The organism is Winogradskya consettensis (genome assembly GCF_018332715.1).
GTDB classification, from domain to species: Bacteria; Actinomycetota; Actinomycetes; order Mycobacteriales; family Micromonosporaceae; genus Actinoplanes; species Actinoplanes consettensis.
Genome location: NZ_BOQP01000079.1, coordinates 1 through 20720, shown reverse-complemented (window position 1 = coordinate 20720; position 20720 = coordinate 1). Strand labels below are relative to the sequence as shown.

18 protein-coding genes are annotated in these 20720 nt (G+C 70.8%); 12 read left to right on the top strand and 6 right to left on the bottom strand.

What is annotated here, in order from left to right; translation table 11 throughout:
• Nucleotides 1-80: 80 nt before the first annotated feature.
• The gene (locus Aco04nite_RS47425) at nucleotides 81-986 is read right to left on the bottom strand and encodes an NAD-dependent epimerase/dehydratase family protein (protein ID WP_213003737.1); all 906 of its coding nucleotides are present in this window, start codon (nucleotides 984-986) and stop codon (nucleotides 81-83) included.
• Between the two features lie 80 nt (nucleotides 987-1066).
• Between Aco04nite_RS47425 and Aco04nite_RS47420 the strand changes: the two genes are divergently transcribed.
• On the top strand, nucleotides 1067-1465 hold the full coding sequence (locus Aco04nite_RS47420; protein WP_213003736.1) for a hypothetical protein: 399 nt from the start codon (nucleotides 1067-1069) through the stop codon (nucleotides 1463-1465).
• Here the strand turns inward: Aco04nite_RS47420 and Aco04nite_RS47415 are convergent.
• Both Aco04nite_RS47415 and Aco04nite_RS47410 read right to left on the bottom strand, forming a co-directional pair.
• Nucleotides 1462-2154, bottom strand: a complete 693-nt coding sequence (locus tag Aco04nite_RS47415) for a SprT family zinc-dependent metalloprotease (RefSeq protein ID WP_213003735.1) — start codon at nucleotides 2152-2154, stop codon at nucleotides 1462-1464. The genes Aco04nite_RS47420 and Aco04nite_RS47415 overlap by 4 nt on opposite strands.
• Before the next feature lie 58 nt (nucleotides 2155-2212).
• Nucleotides 2213-3949, bottom strand: coding sequence for a glycoside hydrolase family 99 protein (locus Aco04nite_RS47410; protein WP_213003734.1), 1737 nt, complete (start codon nucleotides 3947-3949; stop codon nucleotides 2213-2215).
• Nucleotides 3950-4068: 119 nt separating this feature from the next.
• Here Aco04nite_RS47410 and Aco04nite_RS47405 point away from each other — a divergent pair, with 119 nt between their 5' ends.
• The 4 genes from Aco04nite_RS47405 (at nucleotide 4069) to Aco04nite_RS47390 (ending at nucleotide 9746) form a co-directional block, all read left to right on the top strand.
• Nucleotides 4069-4917, top strand: coding sequence for an aldo/keto reductase (locus tag Aco04nite_RS47405; RefSeq protein ID WP_280519507.1), 849 nt, complete (start codon nucleotides 4069-4071; stop codon nucleotides 4915-4917).
• A 113-nt stretch (nucleotides 4918-5030) separates the two neighbouring features.
• On the top strand, nucleotides 5031-5939 hold the full coding sequence (locus Aco04nite_RS47400; RefSeq protein WP_213003733.1) for an NADP-dependent oxidoreductase: 909 nt from the start codon (nucleotides 5031-5033) through the stop codon (nucleotides 5937-5939).
• Nucleotides 5940-6015: 76 nt separating this feature from the next.
• The gene (locus Aco04nite_RS47395; protein ID WP_213003732.1) at nucleotides 6016-8796 is read left to right on the top strand and encodes an ABC transporter permease; all 2781 of its coding nucleotides are present in this window, start codon (nucleotides 6016-6018) and stop codon (nucleotides 8794-8796) included.
• A 503-nt stretch (nucleotides 8797-9299) separates the two neighbouring features.
• On the top strand, nucleotides 9300-9746 hold the full coding sequence (locus Aco04nite_RS47390) for a PKD domain-containing protein (protein WP_213003731.1): 447 nt from the start codon (nucleotides 9300-9302) through the stop codon (nucleotides 9744-9746).
• Here Aco04nite_RS47390 and Aco04nite_RS47385 read toward each other — a convergent pair.
• Nucleotides 9736-11208 carry a sulfatase family protein gene (locus tag Aco04nite_RS47385; RefSeq protein WP_244876823.1) on the bottom strand — a complete coding sequence of 491 codons (1473 nt, stop codon included), beginning with the start codon at nucleotides 11206-11208 and terminating at the stop codon, nucleotides 9736-9738. The genes Aco04nite_RS47390 and Aco04nite_RS47385 overlap by 11 nt on opposite strands.
• A gap of 88 nt (nucleotides 11209-11296) precedes the next feature.
• Here Aco04nite_RS47385 and Aco04nite_RS47380 point away from each other — a divergent pair, with 88 nt between their 5' ends.
• The 3 genes from Aco04nite_RS47380 to Aco04nite_RS47370 are packed head-to-tail and all read left to right on the top strand — an operon-like array spanning nucleotide 11297 to nucleotide 13721.
• Entirely contained in the window at nucleotides 11297-12064 is a 768-nt protein-coding gene (locus Aco04nite_RS47380; RefSeq protein ID WP_244876822.1) for an alpha/beta fold hydrolase, read from the top strand.
• A gap of 26 nt (nucleotides 12065-12090) precedes the next feature.
• Nucleotides 12091-12795 carry a hypothetical protein gene (locus tag Aco04nite_RS47375; RefSeq protein WP_213003728.1) on the top strand — a complete coding sequence of 235 codons (705 nt, stop codon included), beginning with the start codon at nucleotides 12091-12093 and terminating at the stop codon, nucleotides 12793-12795.
• Nucleotides 12796-12824: 29 nt separating this feature from the next.
• Nucleotides 12825-13721, top strand: a complete 897-nt coding sequence (locus Aco04nite_RS47370) for a serine hydrolase domain-containing protein (protein ID WP_213003727.1) — start codon at nucleotides 12825-12827, stop codon at nucleotides 13719-13721.
• Between the two features lie 121 nt (nucleotides 13722-13842).
• On the opposite strand, the gene Aco04nite_RS47365 is transcribed toward Aco04nite_RS47370, so the two are convergent.
• Nucleotides 13843-14751: an N-acetylglucosamine kinase gene (locus Aco04nite_RS47365; protein ID WP_213003726.1), complete on the bottom strand. Its 909-nt coding sequence runs from the start codon at nucleotides 14749-14751 to the stop codon at nucleotides 13843-13845.
• A gap of 115 nt (nucleotides 14752-14866) precedes the next feature.
• On the opposite strand from Aco04nite_RS47365, the gene Aco04nite_RS47360 reads away from it, so the two are divergent.
• The 4 genes from Aco04nite_RS47360 (at nucleotide 14867) to Aco04nite_RS47345 (ending at nucleotide 19857) form a co-directional block, all read left to right on the top strand.
• On the top strand, nucleotides 14867-16207 hold the full coding sequence (locus tag Aco04nite_RS47360) for an extracellular solute-binding protein (RefSeq protein ID WP_244876821.1): 1341 nt from the start codon (nucleotides 14867-14869) through the stop codon (nucleotides 16205-16207).
• Entirely contained in the window at nucleotides 16204-17109 is a 906-nt protein-coding gene (locus Aco04nite_RS47355; RefSeq protein ID WP_213003725.1) for a carbohydrate ABC transporter permease, read from the top strand. Before Aco04nite_RS47360 ends, Aco04nite_RS47355 begins: the two co-directional genes overlap by 4 nt.
• A 194-nt stretch (nucleotides 17110-17303) precedes the next feature.
• Nucleotides 17304-18080 (top strand): carbohydrate ABC transporter permease, encoded by a 777-nt coding sequence (locus tag Aco04nite_RS47350; protein ID WP_244876820.1) that lies wholly within the window; start codon nucleotides 17304-17306, stop codon nucleotides 18078-18080.
• A 4-nt stretch (nucleotides 18081-18084) separates the two neighbouring features.
• A complete protein-coding gene (locus Aco04nite_RS47345) occupies nucleotides 18085-19857 on the top strand; it encodes a beta-N-acetylhexosaminidase (protein WP_213003724.1) in 1773 nt (590 codons plus the stop codon).
• A gap of 113 nt (nucleotides 19858-19970) precedes the next feature.
• On the opposite strand, the gene Aco04nite_RS47340 is transcribed toward Aco04nite_RS47345, so the two are convergent.
• Nucleotides 19971-20720: HNH endonuclease signature motif containing protein (locus Aco04nite_RS47340; protein ID WP_213003723.1), on the bottom strand; the 750-nt coding region annotated here is incomplete at its 5' end.

Here is a 20720-nt window from a genome sequence, read left to right as displayed (position 1 = left end):
CGTTAGGGACCGAATTTGTATTGACGGTCAACGATGGCCGAGACCCTTGATACGACTCCGGCACAAGCTTGTTGCGCCCGTTAACCGAAGCTCTCACCGAACGCTGTGTCCAGCGGCTTTCCGGTCACCGGCTCGACGAACAGGTCTTTGAGGAACAGGTCAGCGGCATGGACCGGGTTGAGCCCCGATTCCTTGCGGGCAAGGGCCTGCGACAAGCCGCCGAGTGTCGTGGCGGCGCGGACGACACCGGCCGGCAGCCGCCGGACCCGGCGGCCATGACCGGTTGCCGCGGCGATCCGCGCGATCATCTCGTGCCAGGTGAGATTCTCGTCCGCCACGGGAATGTCCGCGCCGCTCGCCGTCTCGACAGCGTCAGCGGCGATCTCGGCGACGCTGCGCGCGGACACCACGGCGGTCCCGCCGGCCGGTGCGACCAGCGGTGCGCGGGACCTCGCCCACCGGTCCAGCTGCCCGACCCAGTTGGGCAACCGGTCCCCGGCCCGCCCGACGACGAAAGGCAACTCCAGCACGGCAACGGGCAGCTCAGGCCCGGCTGCCACGCGAGCTTCCCGCGCCTGCTCCACCCGGCACCGTACGTACACATGCCTGCCCGCAAGATCCCACTGAGGCCGCACCCGCTGGAAGTACGTGTAGTACGAGCCCATGATGACCCCGCCGGTCAGCCCCTCGTCGCGGGCCGCGGCGAACAGCCGTACCAGCGGATCCACGAGGTTGCTCCGGAAAGCCGGATAGATCGGCTTCGGCAGCGCCTGCTGCTCATCCGTCCGCGCGGCGTAAACCACAGCGTCGTGCCCCTGAAGCACTTCCCGCAGCTCACGCTGCGTGGCAACTTCACAATCCAGGACCCGATCAACCCCATCCCGCATCGTACGCGCGACGCTGGTCACCCCGTGCCCCCGCTCGCGGAGCACGTCCACCACATGCGCGCCGATCAGCCCGCTCCCACCCACCACAAGAATCCGCACGCCGCATCCTCCACCGTGGACTCGGCACCTTGTCAACAAAGTGGGCGACGTTTTGCCCCACTGGTCGGTATTTTGTCCGCGTGGGCTTCGAGATGTTCGTTCAAGGATTTGAGAACGGTGACGCGGCGGATCTGGACAGCAGCGTGTTCCATGCGGTCTGGGGGCCGTACGTCGACCGCAACGAGCCGGAGTTCGGCTTCTGGCGTATTCGTGCCGATGACGGCGGGGAAGCGGACATCTACGCCGGCACCTTGGACAAGGCCTTCACCGGGTTCATGATTACCCACTTCTCATCCGGCAGGGTTCTTGACCTGCTGGTCGAGTTCATCGTCGCCGCCGATGCCGTGGTGATGCCGGTGGGGTGTCCGACGCTGCTCGCGCACGCGGATCAACAGCGGCACCTGCCTGAGGAGATCCGGGCGGGGGCGGTTGTGGTGCGCGAAGGGACCGACGTGGAGCGGGTCCTGGCCGAGAATTAAGGGCGGTCGCCGGCGGGAAGGACCGCGGTGAAGGCGACGCTGAGCATGCCTGCGCGGGTGTTGACGTGGTAGCGGCTGCGGCCTCGTTTGACGATCGTGCCGGTGAGGTCGGCGTACTTGCCGGTGCTGGTGAGGCGGACCCGGTCGCCGACGCGGAGCTGGGCGGGGATCTGGGCGGGGGTGGAGCGGGCGGCTCGGATGCGGGAGAGCTCGGCGTCGTAGCGGGGGTCCATGTCCGCGGGTTCGCCGCGGTAGGTCCAGGTGTAGAGCGCGGCGACCGTGAACACGCGGGAGCAGTTCGTGCAGGATTTGACGCGGATGGGGCGGCGGTGGGCCGTGGTGCGGTGACCTGCCGCGCAGGTGCCGACCCAGGGGCCCTCGACCTGGGGTGCGTCGGCGGGCATGCACCTCTTGCCGGAGCAGCCGATGCGTTTGGCGGTGGTCTGCCAGACGCGGTCGTGGCCGTGGCGGGGGCCGACGAGGGCGTGGGCGATCTCGTGCAGCACCGTCTCGGTGACCTGGTCCTCGGAGTAGAGGCGCATCAGGGTGCGGGACAGGCTGATCTCCTTGCGGCCCGAGTGGCACGAGCCGGCCCGGGTCTTGGCGTTGTCGAACACCAGCCGCCATCCCGGGAGCCTGTGCCGGGCCATCAGACCCGCCGCCAGCTCCCGCGCTTCCGTGAGATCCAACCCCGTGCTCCCCGTCGTCCCGCCTGTCCGCCGGCTCCATCGTGCCACGGACCAGCTTCTACCCGGTGTACGCCTCCAGCGCGCTCACCTGCCCGGCCGGCCACCCGGTGTTCGCGGTGACGGTGACCCGTAGGTAACGCACCGGCGCCGGGGTGACCGGGATCGTAACGCTGTTCGCTTCGGAGGGGTCGAAGGTGTGCCCGGCTGCGGCGGCCAGCGTGGTGAAGCCGGAGCCGTCGGTGCTGCCCTGCACCGAGAGCGTCTGGGTGCGGGCACCCCACGACGCGGGGAGACGCAGGACGATCCGGTTGAGCGTCATCGCCGTTCCCAGGTCGGTCTGGAGCCACTGGGGGAAGGCGTTGTTGCCGCTCTCCCAGTAGGTGCCCGGGTCGGCGTCGGTGGCGTTGGCGCTGCTGTAGCCCTGGGTATGGCTGCTCTCCGCGGTCGGCCGGCCCCGGGCGAGGTCCGTGGTCACGGGCGGCGGGGTCGTGAGGGCGGGCTGCGTCGGGCGTACCTCGGTCAGGGGGATCTGGCCTTTGAGCATTTTGCCGCCGTCGGTGGTGATGCGCAGGTAGTAGTCGGCCGAGCAGGCTGTGCCGTCCTCGTCGAGCGCGCGGATGCCGCTGCCGGCCGGCACGAACGCCGCGGTCTCGGCTGTCTTGGCGATCTGGTTGCCCTCGTTGAACTCGTCGAACATCGACACGTAGAGGCCCTGGGAGCCGAGCCGGATCATGTTGTAGAGGCTGCGCCAGTAGTAGTCGCCGTGCCGCCGGTCGCCCCACTGCAGGTCGCCGGGGAGCACGCACGGCAGGTAGTCGATGCCGTGGGCCTGGCAGTCCTGATAGTCACCCACGTTCGCGTTCGCGTAGTACGAGTCGAGGTCGGCGGTGGTCCGGGCGCGCCCGACCATCCAGGGCGAGACGGCGTGGAAGGCGTGGTACGCGTCGGTGAACCCGGGCCGCGAGTCGTTGATGCCCTGTCGCCACCAGGTCGGCACGCCGCCGATGAGGTAGACGCCCTGCGCCTTGAACCAGGTGATCACGTCGAGGGCCTGCGCCGGGGTGAACGGGCGGCCGTCGTCGGCGAACCCGAACCCCCAGATGCACACGACCGGTCTGCCGTTCTGCCGCGCGTACGCCGGTGACGCGGTGAGCGCGGACATCTTCGCCGTCCAGTCCGCCTTGAGCTCGGACTGCATCGCCGTCCAGCCCGTCACGTCGTACATCACATAGAACTTGCGACCGGTGGCCTCGGCCGCCGCACGGACCTTGGCCGCCATGGCGTCGCGGGTCGGGCCCTCGTCGCCGGTGGGGTTGAAGCGCTGCAGGGCGGCGGTGTCGATGCCGTAGGTGCGCATCCAGGCGAAATGCGTGTTCACGGTCTGCGCGTCGTAGGACGAGAAGAGCCGCGCGGGCTGTCCGTTGCCCAGATTCGCGTACGCGGTGGGGTAGGCGTGGTCGAACTCGCGCACGTCCGGCCAGGACTCGATCGTGGTGTTGGCGGGGGACGGGGGCTGGAACCGGTCGCGGCTCCAGTGCCACCAGCCACCGATCGGGGCGCCGTCGCCGGGGCAGGCGAACCACCCCTGGTAGCCGACGGTGATCTTGCCGACGACGTCGCCGGTCGGGCTCGCCGCGGCTGCAGCCTCAGTGGCTCCTTCGGCGGACGTCTCGGCGTGTCTGACCTGCAGGGGAAGGGACGCGGCGGCGGCTGAGGACAGCAGGGTGCGGCGGGACAGGGGCACGGGGGTCTCCTGGGTGATCCGGGTGAGGGGAGTGACCGGATCGACCGCCATCGTGACAGCGCCCGACACTTCGATGCAATAGTTTGACTTAGATCTGAAACAACGCGGTAATCCGACAGCAAGAACGGGACAGAGGTCGGGAGCCGGTCGGGCGCTGGCATGATCGGGGAGTGACTACGACCATCGAACTCGGCGGTAAGACCGTCAATCGGCTCGGGTACGGCGCCATGCGCATCGTCGGTGACGGGGTGTGGGGGCCGCCCAAGGATCATGACGCGGCGATCCGGGTGCTGCGTCGCTCGGTGGAACTGGGCGTGACGTTCATCGACACCGCGGACTCGTACGGGCCGTTCTACTCCGAGGACCTCATCCGCGAGGCCCTGCACGACGGCAGCGGGTACGGCGACGTCGTCATCGCGACCAAGGGCGGCTTCACGCGTACGGGTCCGAACCGGTGGACGGCGGTGGGGCGGGCGGCGTACCTGCGGCAGTGCATCCTGATGTCGCTGCGGCGCCTCGGGGTCGAGCGGATCGACCTGTGGCAGCTGCACCGCATCGACCCCGAGACGCCGCGTGAGGAGCAGTTCGGCGAGATCAAGGCGTTCGTCGACGAGGGGCTGGCCGACCAGATCGGGCTCTCCGAGGTCGGCGTCGAGGACGTTCAGGCAGCTCAGGCCGCTGGTCTGCGGATCGCGTCGGTGCAGAACCGCTACAACCTGGGCGACCGCCGGGCCGAGGAACTGCTCGATTTCTGTACGCGCGAGGGCATCGCGTTCATCCCTTGGGCCCCGGTCGACGCGGGCACCCTGGCCCGGCCCGGCGGCCCGCTCGAGGACGTCGCGAAGCAGCACGGCGGCGCCTCCACGTCCCAGCTCGCGCTCGCCTGGCTGCTGCGCCGCTCACCGATCATGGTGCCGATCCCGGGCACGTCGTCGGTCGCCCACCTGGAGGACAACATGGGCGCCGAGGGCATCGAGCTCACCGACGCGGAGTTCCAGCTGCTCTCCGACGCCGCCTGACCTGCTCCGTGTTTCTGCTGCTCCCCGACGCTGCTTGACCTGCTCCGTGTTCCAGGTGCGTGATATGTCACTTAACCTGGAGGGTGGTGTCGGGGGCGGCCTAGGGTCGGGGCATGACCAGGGCGATTCTTCTCGGCGGCTACGGGCCGGCCGATGTGTTGCGGCTCGGCGAGACCGAGGTCGGTGAGCCCGGCGCGGGCCAGATCCGGGTGCGGGTGCGCTACGCGGGGGTCGGCCCGACCGACCTCGCCATCCGGGCGGGCCACCTCGACGCGGTGTTCCCGGCTCCGCCCGGGACCGTGCTCGGCTTCGAGGCTGCCGGGGTCGTCGACGCCGTGGGCCCGGGCGTGACCGGTGCCGGTGCCGGCGACGAGGTGGCGGTGTTCCTGCCCCGGCTCGGTGGGTATGCCGAGCTGGTCGTCGCCGACTACTGGGCGCGCAAGCCAGAGTCGGTCTCCTGGACCGATGCGGCCGCCGTGCCCGCCTCGGGGGAGGCCGCGGTGCGCGTGCTGGGGCAGCTCGGGATGACCTCCGGGGAGACGCTGGTGCTGCTCGGCGGCGCGGGCTCGGTCGGCCGGATCGCGATCCAGCTTGCCGTGGCCCGCGGTGTCACGGTCGTTGCCGCGGTCCGCGCCGGCGACTTCGCCGCCGTGCGCGAGCTGGGCGCGGTGCCGGTCGACTACGCCGAGCCGCTGGTGGACGCCGTCGGCGCGGTCACCGCGCGGGTCGACGCCGTGTTCGACGCCTCGGGGCGCAGCGACCTGGCCGCCGCGGTCAAGCTCGCCGGCGGCGCGGAACGCGTCATCACCCTCTCCGACCCCCGCGGCCCGCAGTTGGGCGTGACGCTGTCCAACGTGGTCCCTTCGGGGGTCGCGGCCGCGCTGGCCGAGGTGCTGGGGCTGCTGGGCGCGGGTGCGCTCACGTTGCAGCCGCAGACCGTGCTGCCGCTGGCCGACGCCGCCGCCGCGCACGCCCGCCTGGAGAGTGGCGAGCTACGCAGCAAGGTTCTGCTGGAGATCTGACCGGTCACCCGTCTACGCTCGGGGCGCGGGCCTCGGCCCTCGGGTCCTCGGGGGAGGGGCGTGGCGGGTGGGTGCTGTGGTTCGGCGCGTCCGGGCGTACGCGGGGCATCTCGGGTTGCTGGCTGTGCTCGCGTTCGTGGCGGCACTGCTGATCGGCGGCCTGCCTCGGCTGGCCAACCACTACACCGACCGGGGCCTGCACGGCGATCTGGCGCGGCTGCCCTGGCAGACCGCAGACCTGATGTACGCCGCCCGCCCCGCTCTCGTCGACACGCTCGAACCCCGCGCCGGCGACGCGGAGCTGGCCCGGATCGGGGCGGGGATGCCGGCGCCGATCCCGCGGCTGACCGAGGGGCGCTGGTTCGTCGCCGATGTGGACGTTCCCGGGGCGGGACTGTCCGGCGCGGCGCCGTACGACGGGTTCTGCAAGCCGTCGCTGCGGGTGCGGTACCAGAGCGGGGCCGCGGACGCCGTACGCGTGATCGAAGGCAGGCTGCCCGCCTCCACCACGGTGACCGAGACGATGGTCTCCGCGGAGTCGGCCCGGCTGGCGGGGCTGCGGGTGGGCTCGACGGTGCTCGCGTCAGGAGCGGGCGGGGCACCGGCCACCGTACGCGTGGTCGGCGTCTTCGAACCCCGCGACCCGGCCGCGCCGTTCTGGGCCGGGCACGAACCCGAGCGGCTCATCTGCCCGGAGCCCGAGAACGACCGCATGACCTGGCATGCCACCCTCCTCACCGACGTGCCGGGGGTGACGCTGGCGGGACGGACCACGGGCCTGCTCGCCTACCAGTGGCGCTACCGGCTCGCCGCCCAGGACCTGAACGCCTCCGGGGTGGACCCGCTGGTCACCGCCGTGGTGAACGCGCGCCGCGCCCCGCCGCGGGAGAACGTGCTCCTCCGGACGGGGGTGGATGTCGCGCTCGGCGGTTTCACGGAGCGGGAGCGTGCCGCCGGGGCTACCGGGTCGGTCGCCCGGACGGGTCTGCTGGCCACGACGCTCGGGCTGCTCGTGCTCGCCGCGACCGTGATGGCCGGGCGGCGCCGGGAGGAATCCGCGCTGCTGGCAGCCCGCGGCGCCGCCGGGTGGACGATCGCGCTGCGGGTTCTCACGGAGCTCGTTCTCGTGGTGCCCGCTGCGGTTCTGGCCGGGTGGTACGCGTCGACGTGGCTTCCCGGGCGGGCCGGCACCGACTGGCCTCTCCTCCTCGCCCTGCTGGCTGTCGCCCTCGGAGTTCCCGCCTTGTGCGTGGCCGCGCAGACCGGAGTCCCGTGGGCCGGGATCGGGGCCGGGATCGGGGCCGGGGCTGGTACCGGGAGGTCTGGGGCTGCGGGGTCTGGGTTTGCGGGGTCTGGGTTTGCGGGGTCTGGGGCTGCGAGGTCCGGGATTGCGGGGGCTGCCGGGTTTGGGCCTGCCGGGGCTGGGGCCGTGCTGCCAGGGGTGGCGGGGCGGGTCTTTGTGGTGGGGCTGGCCGTGCTGGGGGTGGTGTTGCTGCGGCGGCGGGGGTTGTCGGAGGAGGGGGATCCGTTTCTGGCGGGCGTGCCGGTGGTGCTGGGTGCGGCGGTGGCGTTGGTCGTGGTTCAGGTGCTGCCGGGGGTGTTGCGGGTGGCGGGGCGGTTGTCCGGGCGTACCCGTGGGATTGTGGTGTTTCTGGGTCTTGCTCGTGCCGGGCGTGCGGCGTCGCTGTCGGCGGGACCCGTCGCCGTGCTGATCGTCGCGACCGCGACCGGGGTGTTCACCGCCGCTGTGAACGCGACGATCGGCGACGCCCGGGACAGGGCCACCCATCAGAGCGTCGCGGCGGACGCGGAAGTGACCGGCTTCTCGTTCGCGCCCGGCACCGACCGCCGGCTGACCGCGGTGCCCGGCGTCGACGCGGCCGTGCCGATGCTGCTGTATTCCGGCGCGCCCATCATCGCAGCCTCGGGCCGCACGTTGCAGGCCCAGCAACTGGTCGTCGACGGTGCCGCGGCCGACCGGGTCCTGCGCGGCGGCGGCCACATGCCCGCGGCGCTGTCCGCCGGACCCGGTGCCGGCTCGATCCCCGCGGTGGTCTCCCCGGACGTCGCCGCCGAGCTCGGCCCAGGCGGTGTCATCCAGGTCCAGGCCCGACGGTACGCCTTCCACGTCGCCGCCGTCGTCCCGTCCCTCCCCGGCCTCGACGTCGGCACCCGTCGCTTCGTCGCCTTGTCCTGGCAGGCAGTCCCCGCCCCGGACTACTCACCCCTGATCCCGACGCGCTACCTCATCCGCGGCACGGGTTTCGCGCCCGAGGCGTTGCGCGTGGCGGCCGACGCCGGCCAGCGGGAGTACTACCTGGGCGTGCTGCAACGCCAGAGCGACGCCGGCATCACGTCGATCTCCGACACGCAGCTGCCCCGCCGGGCCACGGTGACGACGTGGCACCAGCATCGCAGTGCGCTCGAGGACAATGGCGTCAACGGCGTGCTCACGTTCGTGTTCGTCGCCGGCGCCGCAGGATCGGCGGCGCTGGCCCTGCTCGCGGTGGGTCTCCAGGTGCTCGCCGGCGCCCCCGCCCGCGGCCTGGCGCTGTCCCGCCTGCGCACCCTCGGCCTGACCGGTCGCCAAGGCCGCGCGGTCCTGTGCGTCGACCTGCTGCCGTCGATGGCCGCCGCGTTCGTCGCGGGCGCGGCCCTGGGCTGGCTGCTGCCCGTGCTGATCGGCCCGGCGCTTGGCCTCGACGCGTTCACCGCGGGAATGCCGGTGCGTGCCGGCGCTGATCTGTCGCTGCTGGCCCAGACGTTCGGGCTGCTCACCGCGGGAATGCTCAGCGCGGTATCGGTGGAGACCCTGGCACACCGCCGAATGCGACTCGGCGGCCTGCTCCGCCTCTGAGCCCGCGTCCGTCTCTGAGCCCGCGTCCGTCTCTGAGCCCGCGTCCGTCTCTGAGCGCGACTCAGCCTCGGAGCGCGACTCAGCGCCTGTGAGTCCGGCGAAGCCGTTGGTGGTGGCGAGCCTTCGTGCCCTGTTCATTCGGGCGTCGCTCGCGCGGCGACGCCGGTCCCTATTCTCCGCCAGGTCAATCAGTCACGGGAGGAACGTTGATCTTACGGGGAATTTTCGCGGTCGCACTGGCGAGCACCGCCGGTGCCGCTCTGGCCGCGCCTGCTTTGGCCGCGCCTGCTTTGGCCGCGTCTGCTCTGGGCGTGCCGGGTCGGGCCGTGCCGGAATGGGCTGCGCCGGCACCGTCCACTTCGGCCTCGGCTGGGCCTTCCGGCTCGGCTGTGACTTCTGCCAGGCCGTCGGCCTCAGCTGCTGTCCCACCTTCGGCTTCGCCTTCCGTCCCGGGCGCTGCGTCGGCGGGAGCGTCGCCGACGACTACGCGGGCGCCGCTCGGGGTGAGTTATCGGCTTGAGCCGGAGCGGGTGACGCTGGGTGCGACGGTTGAGCTGGCGCAGCTGGACAAGTGGGGTGACGACGGTTCCGGTGCTTATATGCAGGCCCACGTGAACTGGGGCGACGGGACCCCGGTCGAGGACTACGGCTTCGTCTACGAGGAGCACGCGAAGCCCCACCGGTATGCGAAAGCCGGCACCTACCGCGTCAGCGCGACCGTGGAGAACATCGACGGGATTGCGCGGGCCACGTTCCCCGAGGGCGACACGGTGACAGTGGTCGACGCTGCCAACCCCGGCGGCGATGATGGCGGTGGCGGCGATGGCGGAGGACTGCCCGTCACCGGTCCCGGCATCGGGGTGATCGCTGCGGGGGGTGGGGTTCTGGTGCTCGCGGGCGGGTTCATGGCCGGATTGTTGCGGCGGCGTCGCGTACGTTTCATGGGTTAGTTTGGACGGCTCGGCAGGCCTGCTGCCCGCGGCATCCGGAGAGAGTTCTCAGGGTCGCGTGCAGCTGGGCCAGCTTTTCCGGGGGCAGTGTGCGGGCGATGTTGTGCAGTTGGCCGGGGTCGGCGTTGTTGTCGTAGAAGTCGCGGGCGCCGTCGCCGTACTCGACGTAGGTGAAGGCTGTGGACCGGATGGCCTGGTAGTCGGGCGGGTTGCCGTTGCGCCACGGCTGTTTGTCCGGGTCCGAGGGGTCGGTCGGCGGCCCGTGATGTTCGATCAGCGCCATTGAGCGCCATGACGGGCTCTCGCCGCGCAGTAACGGCATCAGGCTGGCGCCGTCCACTTCGGCCGGTGGGGTGACGCCGGCGAGCTCGTCGAAGGTCGGGCGCAGGTCGATGTTCTCGGCCGGGACGGTCACGGTCGCGCCGGGCACGATGCCGGGGCCGGCCACGACGAGCGGGACGTTGATGTCGGTGTCGAACGGCGTCTGCTTGCCGGGGTTCAGGCCGTGCTCACCCATGTGCAGGCCGTTGTCCGAGGTGAAGACGACCACCGTACGGCCGGCCACGCCCGCCGTCACCAGGGTGTCCCGCAGCGAGCCGATCATGCGGTCGACGGCCTGCACAGCGCGTACCCGCTCCCGGAAGTCATGGTCGATCAGCTGGATGTCCTGAACGGTCAACGGTGTGTGCCCGGCGAGCCACGGCGTGGCCCCGGTGGGCAGCTTCCCGAACGACGGGCCCCGCGGCGCCCTGACCTGCTTGAACGCGGCCGCGTCGCGCGGCGCCGGGGTGTACGGCAGGTGCGGCGCATACGTCGACACCTCGACCAGGAACGGCTGCCCGGCCGCCGCTGACGCGCTGATGAACGAGGAGGCCTTCCTGCTGAGCACGTCGGTCAGATAATCCCCGGGCTTGCTGCCGTAGTGCCGGATCCGGCCGTCCTCCAGCAGGTCATAATTGAACTCGGTGTACGCGTCCCCGCCCGCCGCCCACGTCGACCATCCCGGCGCGATGTGCTTCGACCTGGGGAAGTATCCGTTGATGTACTTGCCGAGGAACGCCGTGCGATAGCCCGCCCGCCGCAGATCGGTGGCGAAAGTGGAGTTGCCGTTGCCGAGCCGCTGGAAGGTCGCGAACCCGCCGTCCGGTCCGGTGTTCGTGAAGACCCCCGTGTTGTGCGGATATTTTCCGGTGAGGATCGACGTCCGCGACGGGCAGCACAGCGAATCGGTCACCGTGTAGTCCGTGAACGAGGTGCCCTGCGCGGCGAGCTCGCGCACGTGCGGCATGTATTCCACCAGGTTCATCGCCAGATCGTCGACGAGTACGAAGACGACATTGGCCCGCTCGGCGATCACGGCCGGCGACGCCGGCGTCGAACTCGGGGGCGGCGGCACCGTCCTGCCCGGCTCGCAACCGGCCAGGCACACGAGCAGCAGCATCGAGGTCAGGAGCTTCCACACCGCGCGCACCCTACGGCGCCACATCAGCGGGAGGTGGCTGCGAGAGGAACGCAGGATGGCCGGTGGGCCAGGGATAGGATCAGCCGTGATGATCACCGCCGACGGATTTCCGCTCGCCGTGCAGGTCAGCGGTCGTGACACCGGGCCCGTCCTGCTGCTGCTCGCCGGTCAGGCCAACTCGCATGCCTGGTGGGACGGGCTGCGGGCGACGTTCGAGGACCGCTTCCGGGTCGTGACGTTCGACTACCGGGGGACCGGGGGCAGCCGGGGCGCGGTCGGGGAGTGGACGACGGCGGGTTTCGCGGGCGATGCGGCGTACGTGCTGACTGCTCTCGGCATCGGCAGTGCGACGGTTTACGGGACGTCGATGGGCGGGCGGGTCGCGCAGGTGCTCGCGGCGGCGTACCCGCAGCTTGTGGAGCGGTTGATCCTGGCCTGCACCTCGCCGGGCGGCCCGCACGCCCGCGAACGCGCGCCCGAGGTGCGCCGCCGGCTCGCCACGCCCGACCGTGCCGAGCGCCGCCGGATCCTGCACGACCTGTTCTACACCGACGCCTGGCCGCGCGACCCCGGCGACAGCCACCTGCTCGGCGACCCGACGATGACCGCCGCCGAGAGCCGCGCCCACCTGCGCGCCAGCGATCGCCACGACGCCTGGGACCTCCTGCCGAGGATCGCCGCGCCCACCCTGGTCCTGCACGGCGACGACGACCTGATGGTCCCGACCGCGAACGCCGCGCTGATCGCGGCCCGGATCCCGGGGGCGACGCTGCACCTGCATCCCGGCGGGCGGCACGGCTTCTTCGAGGAGTTCGCTGCCGAGTTGACGCCGGTGCTGGACGGCTTTCTCCACTAGCATCGACAGGCATCGAGGTGATGCCCATGTCCTCATCGTCCGGAGGAGCACGGTTCCCACGGCTGTCGCTCGGCGTCGTCGCCGATGTGGTCGGCCTGGTCCTCGCCGTCGTGACGGTGGTGTCGTTCCTCGTCGGCCGCGGCGGCTGGCTGCTCGGGCTCAGCAGCGCGGTGCTCGTCGCGGGCGGCATCGGCCTGGTGCTCTGCTGGCGCCGCGGGCGTTCGGTGCCGGCTGCGGTGGCCGCCCTGCTCCTCGTGCTCGGTGCCGGCGGCGCGGGCGCGGCTCTCGCCCGGTCGGAGCCTGCCGGCCCGCCGGTCGTGGACCTGCGGTTCAGCCCGCAGCCGGACCCGGTGCCCTACTGCCATTCCTATCCGGGTACGGGCAAAGTCCCCGACGGCTACCAACTGCTCATCTTCGACCGGGGCGCCACCGGGCCGTACTACTTCCACGGCGTCGCCGAGACGACCGGCCGGGGCTGGGTGGCCCGCGACGTCGGCATCGGCCTGGAACCGACCGCCGCCGACCCGCAGAAGGACAAGGGTGCGGAGATCACCATCTACGCCCAGCTGGTCACCGACGAGACCGCCCGGGTGCTGCGCGACCGCGACAACATCACGATCTTTCCGGAGAACCCCGACAACCAGTGGCTGCTCCGCGACCTGCCGGGCCGCACCGCTGACACCCTTCCCCTGGTACGCGCAGCCGGGCCCGGCGACTGCACCCCCGCCTAGCACTGCTGGTCGGTGGCACAATCCGAGTCGTGAACCTTCAGGACACGCTCGACTCCGAGGCCGGTCTGCTCAGCGCAGCCGCGGGCACCTCCACCGCCGGCTTTCGGCAGTTCGCCGCGCGTGGTGTGCCGACGGAGTCACCGTTCCGGATCGCGTCGCTGACGAAGACGTTCACGGCCGCCGCGCTGGTGCTGACGATGCGCGAGCGGGGCATCCCGCTGAACGTCCCGGCGATCAGCTTGCTCCCGCTGCTCGCACCCGACTGGCGGGCCGATCGCGAGCTCACCGTCGAACAGATCCTCGGCCAGGTCTCCGGGCTCCGCGAATCCGTGGACGCGGCCACCGTCGCACCCCTGACCCTCACCGAAGCGGCCCGGCTCGTGGTGCAAGCGGGCAACGAACGCGAACCCGGCGCCCGCTGGTCGTACTACAACGGCAACTACTTCCTGGCCGGCACGATCCTCGCCACCCTCACCGGCGTCGACTACGAAACGGCGGTGCGGCGCACACTGCTCGATCCGTGGAAACTCACGCAGACCAGATTCGCCGCGCCTGGCGACTACCCGCCTGCGCGTCGTCCCAGTGGCGGGCTGTGGTCGTCCGTCCCGGATCTACTCACCCTCGGCGAAAACCTGATCGGCGACCGGCCGCTGCTCGAGGAGACCCGCACTCCCCGGACAAACCCCGACGACCCCATGACGTACGGCCTGGGCTGGGCAATCGGCCCCTCCGCCCAGATGTACCTCAACGGCCGCCTCCCCGGCTACCGCGCCGCGATGCTCCTCGTGCCCGACCGCGCCCACGCGAGCGTGATCCTCACCGACGACGAGAACGCCCTCCCCGCCGCGGCGCGCGTCCTCAGCGCGGCCCAGCGTTCCTTGACCGGCGACGACCTCGCGGCGGACATCGACCGTTTCGCTGCTTGAAGTTGCGCTGTTTGCGGGCGTGCTGCTTGGGGTCGCGCTGTTTGGGGTCGTGCTGCTTGGGGTCGCGCTGCTTGAGGCCGCGCTGCTTGAGGTGCGCGGTTGAGGGGTGGCGGCTGGGGGATCAGGCGTTCTCGGCGGGGCCCAGCAGTGCCTTGTGCAGGGTTGTCGGGGGGAGGCGGCTCAGGGGGCGGGCGGCGAGCCACGCTGCGCCGGCGGCGGGGTCGTGGCTGGTGGTGGGGCTCAGTCCGCGTTGGTGCAGGATCGCGAGTACGCCGTCGCGGATCGGGGTGTCGCCGGTCAGGAGTCCGCCGGCCAGCACCACCGGCCCGTCCGTGCCGAGGTCGTCGAGGGTGCGGACCAGACGGGTGACCGCCTCGCGGACGATCGTTGTCGCGTGCGGGTCGGCGGAGCGGGCCGCCGCGCAGACCAGGGGCGCCAGGTCACCGATCTCGCCGAGGGGCAGCGCCTGCGCCCAGTAGACCATCTCGTCCGCCGTGGACACCCCGGCCTGCGCGGCGACCCGCGCGGCGAACGGCGCCGACCAGTTCCGTACCGCGCAGCGGACCGCCTGCAGGCCCAGCCAGCGGCCGGAGCCCTCGTCGCCGAGGAGCCAGCCCAGGCCGTCCGAGGTCCGTTCGACGGCGTCCGCGCGCACGGAGGCGGCGATCGCACCGGTGCCCGCGATCAGGACGGCCCCGGATGCGGCCGGGCTCCCCGCCGCGAACGCCGTGACCACGTCGCCGACTACGGTGACCGGCCCGGGGACACCGAGGGCGGTCAGCGCGGGAGCGAACTGCGCGGCGGTTGCCGGCCCGGCGATGCCGAGGGTCGCCGCGGCGATCAGCGTAGGGGAGCGGCCCCCGAGCGCGTCACGAACGGCGGCGGTGACCGAGGCGGCCGCATCCCGGGCGCCGGCGGTCAACGGGTTCCCCGGCCCTGCCCGTCCACGCCCGACGACCACGCCGTCCACCGTCGCGACCACGGCGGTCGAAGCGGTACCGCCCGCGTCCACGCCCACCACGTACCCCATGGTCCCGTCCCTCTTGGCCTGTCTTTCCTGGCGTAGATCGAAACATAGGCAAGAGTTATTGACTAGGTCACTTGGTGGTCGTAATTTTCATCAACAACAGCGGACGGCGAAAAGGATGACCACTGTGCGGAAATGTCGCTATCTCGCAGCAGCAGCCCTGAGTACCGCCGCGATCCTGACCCTGAGTGCCTGCAGCAGCGGGTCGGGGTCCACCGCGGGTGGCGGCAAGTCGCCCACGGCGGTCCCCAGCACGCGGGGTGAGGGGAAGACGCTCACCGTCTGGGTGATGGACGGCGACTACACCGATGCCACCCTGAGCGCGATCAACACGCAGTTCACGGCGGCAACCGGTGCCGAGGTCGACGTGCAGGTCCAGCAGTGGGACGGCATCACCACGAAGATCAGTACGGCGCTGTCCACAAGCGGCACCCCTGATGTGCTCGACCTCGGTAATACACAGGTGCCCGGGTTCGCGGCGAACGGCGGGCTGCTCGATCTCACCGCGTACCAGGATGATCTGAAGCAGGGCCGGACCTGGCTGGCCGGGCTGGCGGACCCGGCGACGGTGGACGGATCGCTCTACGCCGTGCCGGGCTTCGCCGGGGCGCGCGCGGTCATCTACAACAAGAAGACGTGGGCGGCGGCTGGCATCACGAAGGCACCATCGACGTACGTCGAGCTCACCGCCGCGCTGGACAAGATCAGGGCAGCGAACCCGGCCGCGGACTTCGCGCCGTTCTACCTGCCGGGTCAGTACTGGTTCGCCGGCCTGCAGTTCATCTGGGACGCCGGCGGCGAGATCGCTTCGCACGACGGCGGTGCGTGGAAGGGCGCGTTCGCCGGCGACGCGGGGCAGAAGGGGCTGACGGAGTTCAAGATGTTCCAGAACGCGTACTCCACACCGGCCTCGCAGACCCTGGACATCCTCGTGCCCGACCAGACCCAGCTCTTCGCCGACGGGAAGACCTCGGCCGTGCTGGCGACCAGCGGCTCGATCGGCCTGATCCGGAAGGCCAACCCCAAGATCACCACCGCGGATCTGGGTACGTTCCCCTTCCCCGGCACGTCCGGCAAGAACCAGCCGGTGATGCTCGGCGGCTCCGACTGGGGCATCGCCACCAAGAGCGACGCCCAGGACCTGGCCCTGCAGTGGACGAAGCTCGCCGCCAGCCCCGCCGTGCAGGACAAGAACGTGTTCGGCAACGACGGCTGGATCCCCAACAGCACCGAGGGTATCCAGGCCGCGCAGCCCAGCCTCAACGAACAGCAGCAGGGCTTTTTCGCCGCCGCCCTGACGTCCAAGGCAACCCCCGCCGCGGCGCAGTGGCCGACAATCGAGGGCGACAAGAGCATCAACCAGGTCTTCTCCGCCGTCGCCTCCGGCGCCAAGACCCCCACCGACGCCGCCAAGGAGTTCGACGCCCACCTCGGCACCACCCTCGCCACCGGTCGATGACCGTCACGCACAACCGGCGGGACTGGGCTCCGTTGTGGCTGCTGAGCCCGGCGGGACTGGTGCTCGCCGTGGTGACACTGGCCCCGATCGGGTTCCTGATCTTCACCTCGTTCACCGACTACAACCAGCGGACCCTCTTCACCGGCGTCTATTCGGGCGTCGGGTTCGCGCAGTACTCCGAGCTTCTGGGCAGCGGCGCATTCTGGATCTCGTTACTGCGTACCGTCATCTTCACCGTGGCGATGGTGGCCGGGAGCGTCCTGATCGGCATGGGGGTGTCACACCTGCTCACCCGGCTGGGCCGGGCATGGCGCCACACGGTGACCGTGGTGCTGATCGTGGCGTGGGCAATGCCGAACGTGGCATCGTCACTGGTGTGGAACTGGATGTTCCAGCCCGGGTACGGCGTCATCAACTGGCTGCTCGGCCAGCTTCGCATCTTCGGGGACACCACCGGGCTGAACTGGTCACAGGACCCTGCTCTCGCGTACGTCTCCATCTGGCTCCTGATCGTCTGGCAGGCAGTGCCGTTCATCGCCCTGACCCTCAACGCCGCCGAAACCCAGGTGCCGCCCGAGTATCAGGAGGCCGCCCGGCTGGACGGCGCCGGCGAACTCGCCGTCTACCGCATGATCACATTGCAGCATCTGCGGCCCACGCTCCTGCTGATCACCATCCTCTCGGTGATCTGGGACTACAACGTCTTCAACCAGATCTGGCTGGTCTCGCGCGGCGGCCCCGGCGACGCCACGTCCACGCTCGGCGTCTTCACCTACAAGACCGCCTTCGTCGGCTTCCGCATCGGCCAGGGCGCCGCGATCTCGGTCGTCACCACCCTGCTGCTGCTGGGCCTGACCGCGTTCTACATCCGCAATCTGCTCAAGTCGGGAGAGGACCTGTGACCAGCTCGGGACAGGTTGGCGGGTCTGGCCAGAGTGGCGGGCTTGGGCAGATTGGCGGGTCTGGGCAAGGCAGTGGGTCTGGGCAGGCTGGCGGGTTTGGCCGGATCGGCGGGGCTGGGCGGCGGAGTGGGTCCGGGCTGCGCGGCGGGTCTGGGCGGTCGTGGCGGGCGAACACGCTGGCGGCGGTGTTCTGCGTGGTGTGGATATTTCCGGTCTACTGGATGGTCAACACGGCGTTCAAGAGCCGGCCCGAGGTGATGACGCCGACGCCGCACTTCGCCCCGGCGCATCCCACGCTGAACAATTTCGTCAACGCCGTCACGCAGGAGCAGTTCCTCACGAACCTGCGTAACAGCGTCATCGTTGTCGCCGCGACCGTGGTGGCGTCGATCGTGCTGGGCATTTTCGCGGCGGCGGCGCTGTCCCGCTTCCGGTTCCCCGGCCGGCGCACGATCATGGTCGTCATCCTCGCGGTGCAGATGCTGCCCGGCACCGCGCTGCTGATCCCGATGTTCGTCATGTTCAACAGCCTGAACCTGCTCGGAACCTACCTGGCGCTGGTACTCGCCTACGTGGCCACGGTGCTCCCGTTCTCGATCTGGGTGATGCGCGGCTTCTTCCTCGCGATCCCGGTCGAGATCGAGGAGGCCGCGCAGATCGACGGCGCGTCCACGTGGCGCGTACTCGTCAGCGTCCTGTTCCCGCTCGTCGCCCCCGGCGTCATCTCGACCAGCATTTTTGCGTTCATCGCCGCGTGGAACGACTACCTGTTCGCCTACACGTTCATGCAGGACGAGAGCCGCTACACCCTGCCGGTGTGGCTGGCGTCGTTCACCAACCCCGTCACCGGCACGGACTTCGGCGGGCAGATGGCCGCCTCGGTGCTGTTCTCCGTACCCGTCGTCGTCTTCTTCCTCATCGTTCAGCGCAACCTGGTCGCCGGCATGTCCGCCGGCGCAGTGAAGGGCTAGGCCCGTGATCCCCCGTCCTGTCACCACCGTCCCCGGCACGGGCGAACTCGTCCTCGACCGGAGCACCACCCTCACCGCACCCGCCGAGCTGGCCGACGTCCTGGCCTGGCTGCAGGGCGCGCTACGCCCGGCATCCGGCCTACCCCTGCGCGAGGCTCGGTTGCCCGTGGGCGAGACCGGCCTGCCCCTGCGCGAGACCGGCCTGCCCCTGCGCGAGGCTGGGCTGCCCGTGGGCGAGGCTGGGCTGCCCGTGGGCGAGACCGGCCTCCGTGAGGCGTTTCCGCGGAATCCGCAAGATTCTGGCGGGGTCACGGAATTGGCGGCCGGGTCTGCGCAGGCCATCATCGCCTTGGAACTCGACGCCAGTCTTGGCGCTGAGGCTTACCGCCTGCGGGTGACCTCCGAGGCCGCCACGATCAGTGCCGGTGACGCGGCCGGGGCGTTCTACGGCTGCCAGGCGCTCCTGCAACTGCTGCCAACGGCGATCCACCGCCGCGCACTCGTGGCTGGGCAACGCTGGGCGCTGCCCGCCGTGGAAATCCATGACGAGCCCCGGTTCGCCTGGAGCGGGGCGATGCTCGACGTCGCGCGGCACTTCATGCCCAAGCACGACGTCCTGCGCTTCATCGACCTGATGGCGCTGCACCGTCTCAACACGCTGCACTGGCACCTCACCGACGACCAGGGCTGGCGGGTCGAGATCCGGCGGTATCCCCGGCTGACCGAGGTCGGTGCGTGGCGGCACGAGAGCCAGGTCGGTGCCGCACACGACGCACCCACGGACGGCCGGCCGCACGGCGGGTTCTACACCCAGGACGACATCCGCGAGATCGTGGCGTACGCCGCCCAGCGCCACATCACCATCGTTCCTGAGATCGAGTCGCCGGGGCATGTGCAGGCCGCGCTTGCCGCGTACCCACAGCTCGGGGTCTCCGGTCGGCAGTTGGAGGTCTTCACCCGCTGGGGCGTGAACCCGAACGTGCTCAACGCCGAGGAAACCACTGTCGACTTCTTCACCGGCGTGCTGGACGAGGTGCTGCAGCTCTTCCCGTCGCGCTACATCGGCGTCGGCGGCGACGAGTGCCCCAAGGACCAGTGGCGCGCCGACCCCCGTACCCAACAGCGGCTGGCCGAGCTCGAGATCAGCACCGAGGAGGGACTGCAGGCCTGGTTCATCCGGCGACTCGACGATCACCTGACCGCCGCCGGGCGTCGCCTCTTCGGCTGGGACGAGATCCTCGAGGGTGACGTGGCCCCGGGCGCCACCATCGCGTCCTGGCGCGGCATGACCGGCGCGGTCTCGGCCGCCCGGCGCGGCCATGACGTTGTCGCCTGCCCCGACGACCTCGTCTACCTCGACTATCGCCAGTCCGAATCGCCCGACGAACCCATCCCGGTCTCCATCCCGCTGACCGTCGAGAACGTCTACGCCTTCGACCCGGTCCCCCCGGAACTGACCCCCGCCGAGGCCCGCCACATCCTGGGCGGCCAGGCTAACATCTGGACCGAGCACGCCGACTCACCCCGCACGGTCGACTACCTGGCCTTCCCCCGCCTGTGCGCGGTCGCGGAAGCGTTGTGGAGCCCCGCCGACCGCGATTACACCGACTTCGCCCGGCGCCTGCAGCACCACCTGGGCCGCCTCGACGCCCTCGGAGTGGAGTACCGGCACCTGGACGGGCCACGCCCCTGGCAGCGCCGCCCCGGCGTCCCCGGCCGCCCCGACACCCGCGAACAGCGCGCCGCCCACATCGCGCACCTCGTCTCGAACATCTGAGTACAGCCATGACTGGGTGGCGTCCGGGGGTTCCGCCGGAGCGGCGTCATGGTGCTGCGGCGTTGTGCAGCGAGCACTGAGGTGCTCGGTGTGGCGGTGCCGGAACGGGACGGCTATTGGCGTTGGTGGTAGAGGTTTCGTTGGGGTTGTCGGGTGGGGTCGATGGCCGGTGGTGGGATGAAGTCGGGTCGTTGGTCGGGTCCGAGTTGGATGTGCCAGCCGGTGGTGGGGTCGTGGATGAGTCGGTGGTGCTCGCGGCAGAGTAGGGCGAGGTTGTCGAGGTTGGTGGGGCCGCCGTCTGCCCAGTGTCTGAGGTGGTGGGCGTCGGTCCATCGGGGTGGCCGGTCGCAGCCGGGGAAGGTGCATCCTTTGTCGCGGATGTGCAGGGCGCGGCGGATGGCGCCGGTGGCGTGGCGTCGGCGGCGGCCGGCGTTGAGGATCTGGCCTTGTCCGCCGAGGATGATGGGCAGGATCCGGGTGTCGCAGGCGAGGCGTCGGGTGGTTTCGGGTGAGAGGCGTTGGCCGGTGTCGGTGGTGCCGGCGCCGAGGGTTTGGGTGAGTGGGTCGTAGGCGACGGTGACTGATAGTTGGGGTGGTTCGCCGCCGTCGGTAGGGAGTTCGGTGGTGCGTAGGGCGAGGCGGCAGATGTCGGTCAGGGCGTCGGCGCGTTGCTGGGTGGGGGTTCGGTTGTCTTTGGGGTCGGGTTGGCACAGGGGGTGCAGGGCGGCGTGGACGATGGCGGCGTCTTCGATGCCGAGGGTGCCGGTGAGGCGGACGGTGCCGTCGAGTGGCATGGACAGGGTGAGGCCGCGGCGTTTGCGGGCGTGGGCTTCTTGGCGGGTCAGGGCGGCGTGGTCGGCGTG

What these genes read in the sequence shown, in the direction of transcription:
- Aco04nite_RS47410 (WP_213003734.1), bottom strand. Translation starts at nt 3,949, where the DNA reads ATGGCGGTCGATCCGGTCACTCCCCTCACCCGGATCACCCAGGAGACC.
- Aco04nite_RS47400 (WP_213003733.1), top strand. Translation starts at nt 5,031, where the DNA reads ATGACCAGGGCGATTCTTCTCGGCGGCTACGGGCCGGCCGATGTGTTG.
- Aco04nite_RS47380 (WP_244876822.1), top strand. Translation starts at nt 11,297, where the DNA reads ATGATCACCGCCGACGGATTTCCGCTCGCCGTGCAGGTCAGCGGTCGT.
- Aco04nite_RS47375 (WP_213003728.1), top strand. Translation starts at nt 12,091, where the DNA reads ATGTCCTCATCGTCCGGAGGAGCACGGTTCCCACGGCTGTCGCTCGGC.
- Aco04nite_RS47365 (WP_213003726.1), bottom strand. Translation starts at nt 14,751, where the DNA reads ATGGGGTACGTGGTGGGCGTGGACGCGGGCGGTACCGCTTCGACCGCC.
- Aco04nite_RS47360 (WP_244876821.1), top strand. Translation starts at nt 14,867, where the DNA reads ATGACCACTGTGCGGAAATGTCGCTATCTCGCAGCAGCAGCCCTGAGT.
- Aco04nite_RS47355 (WP_213003725.1), top strand. Translation starts at nt 16,204, where the DNA reads ATGACCGTCACGCACAACCGGCGGGACTGGGCTCCGTTGTGGCTGCTG.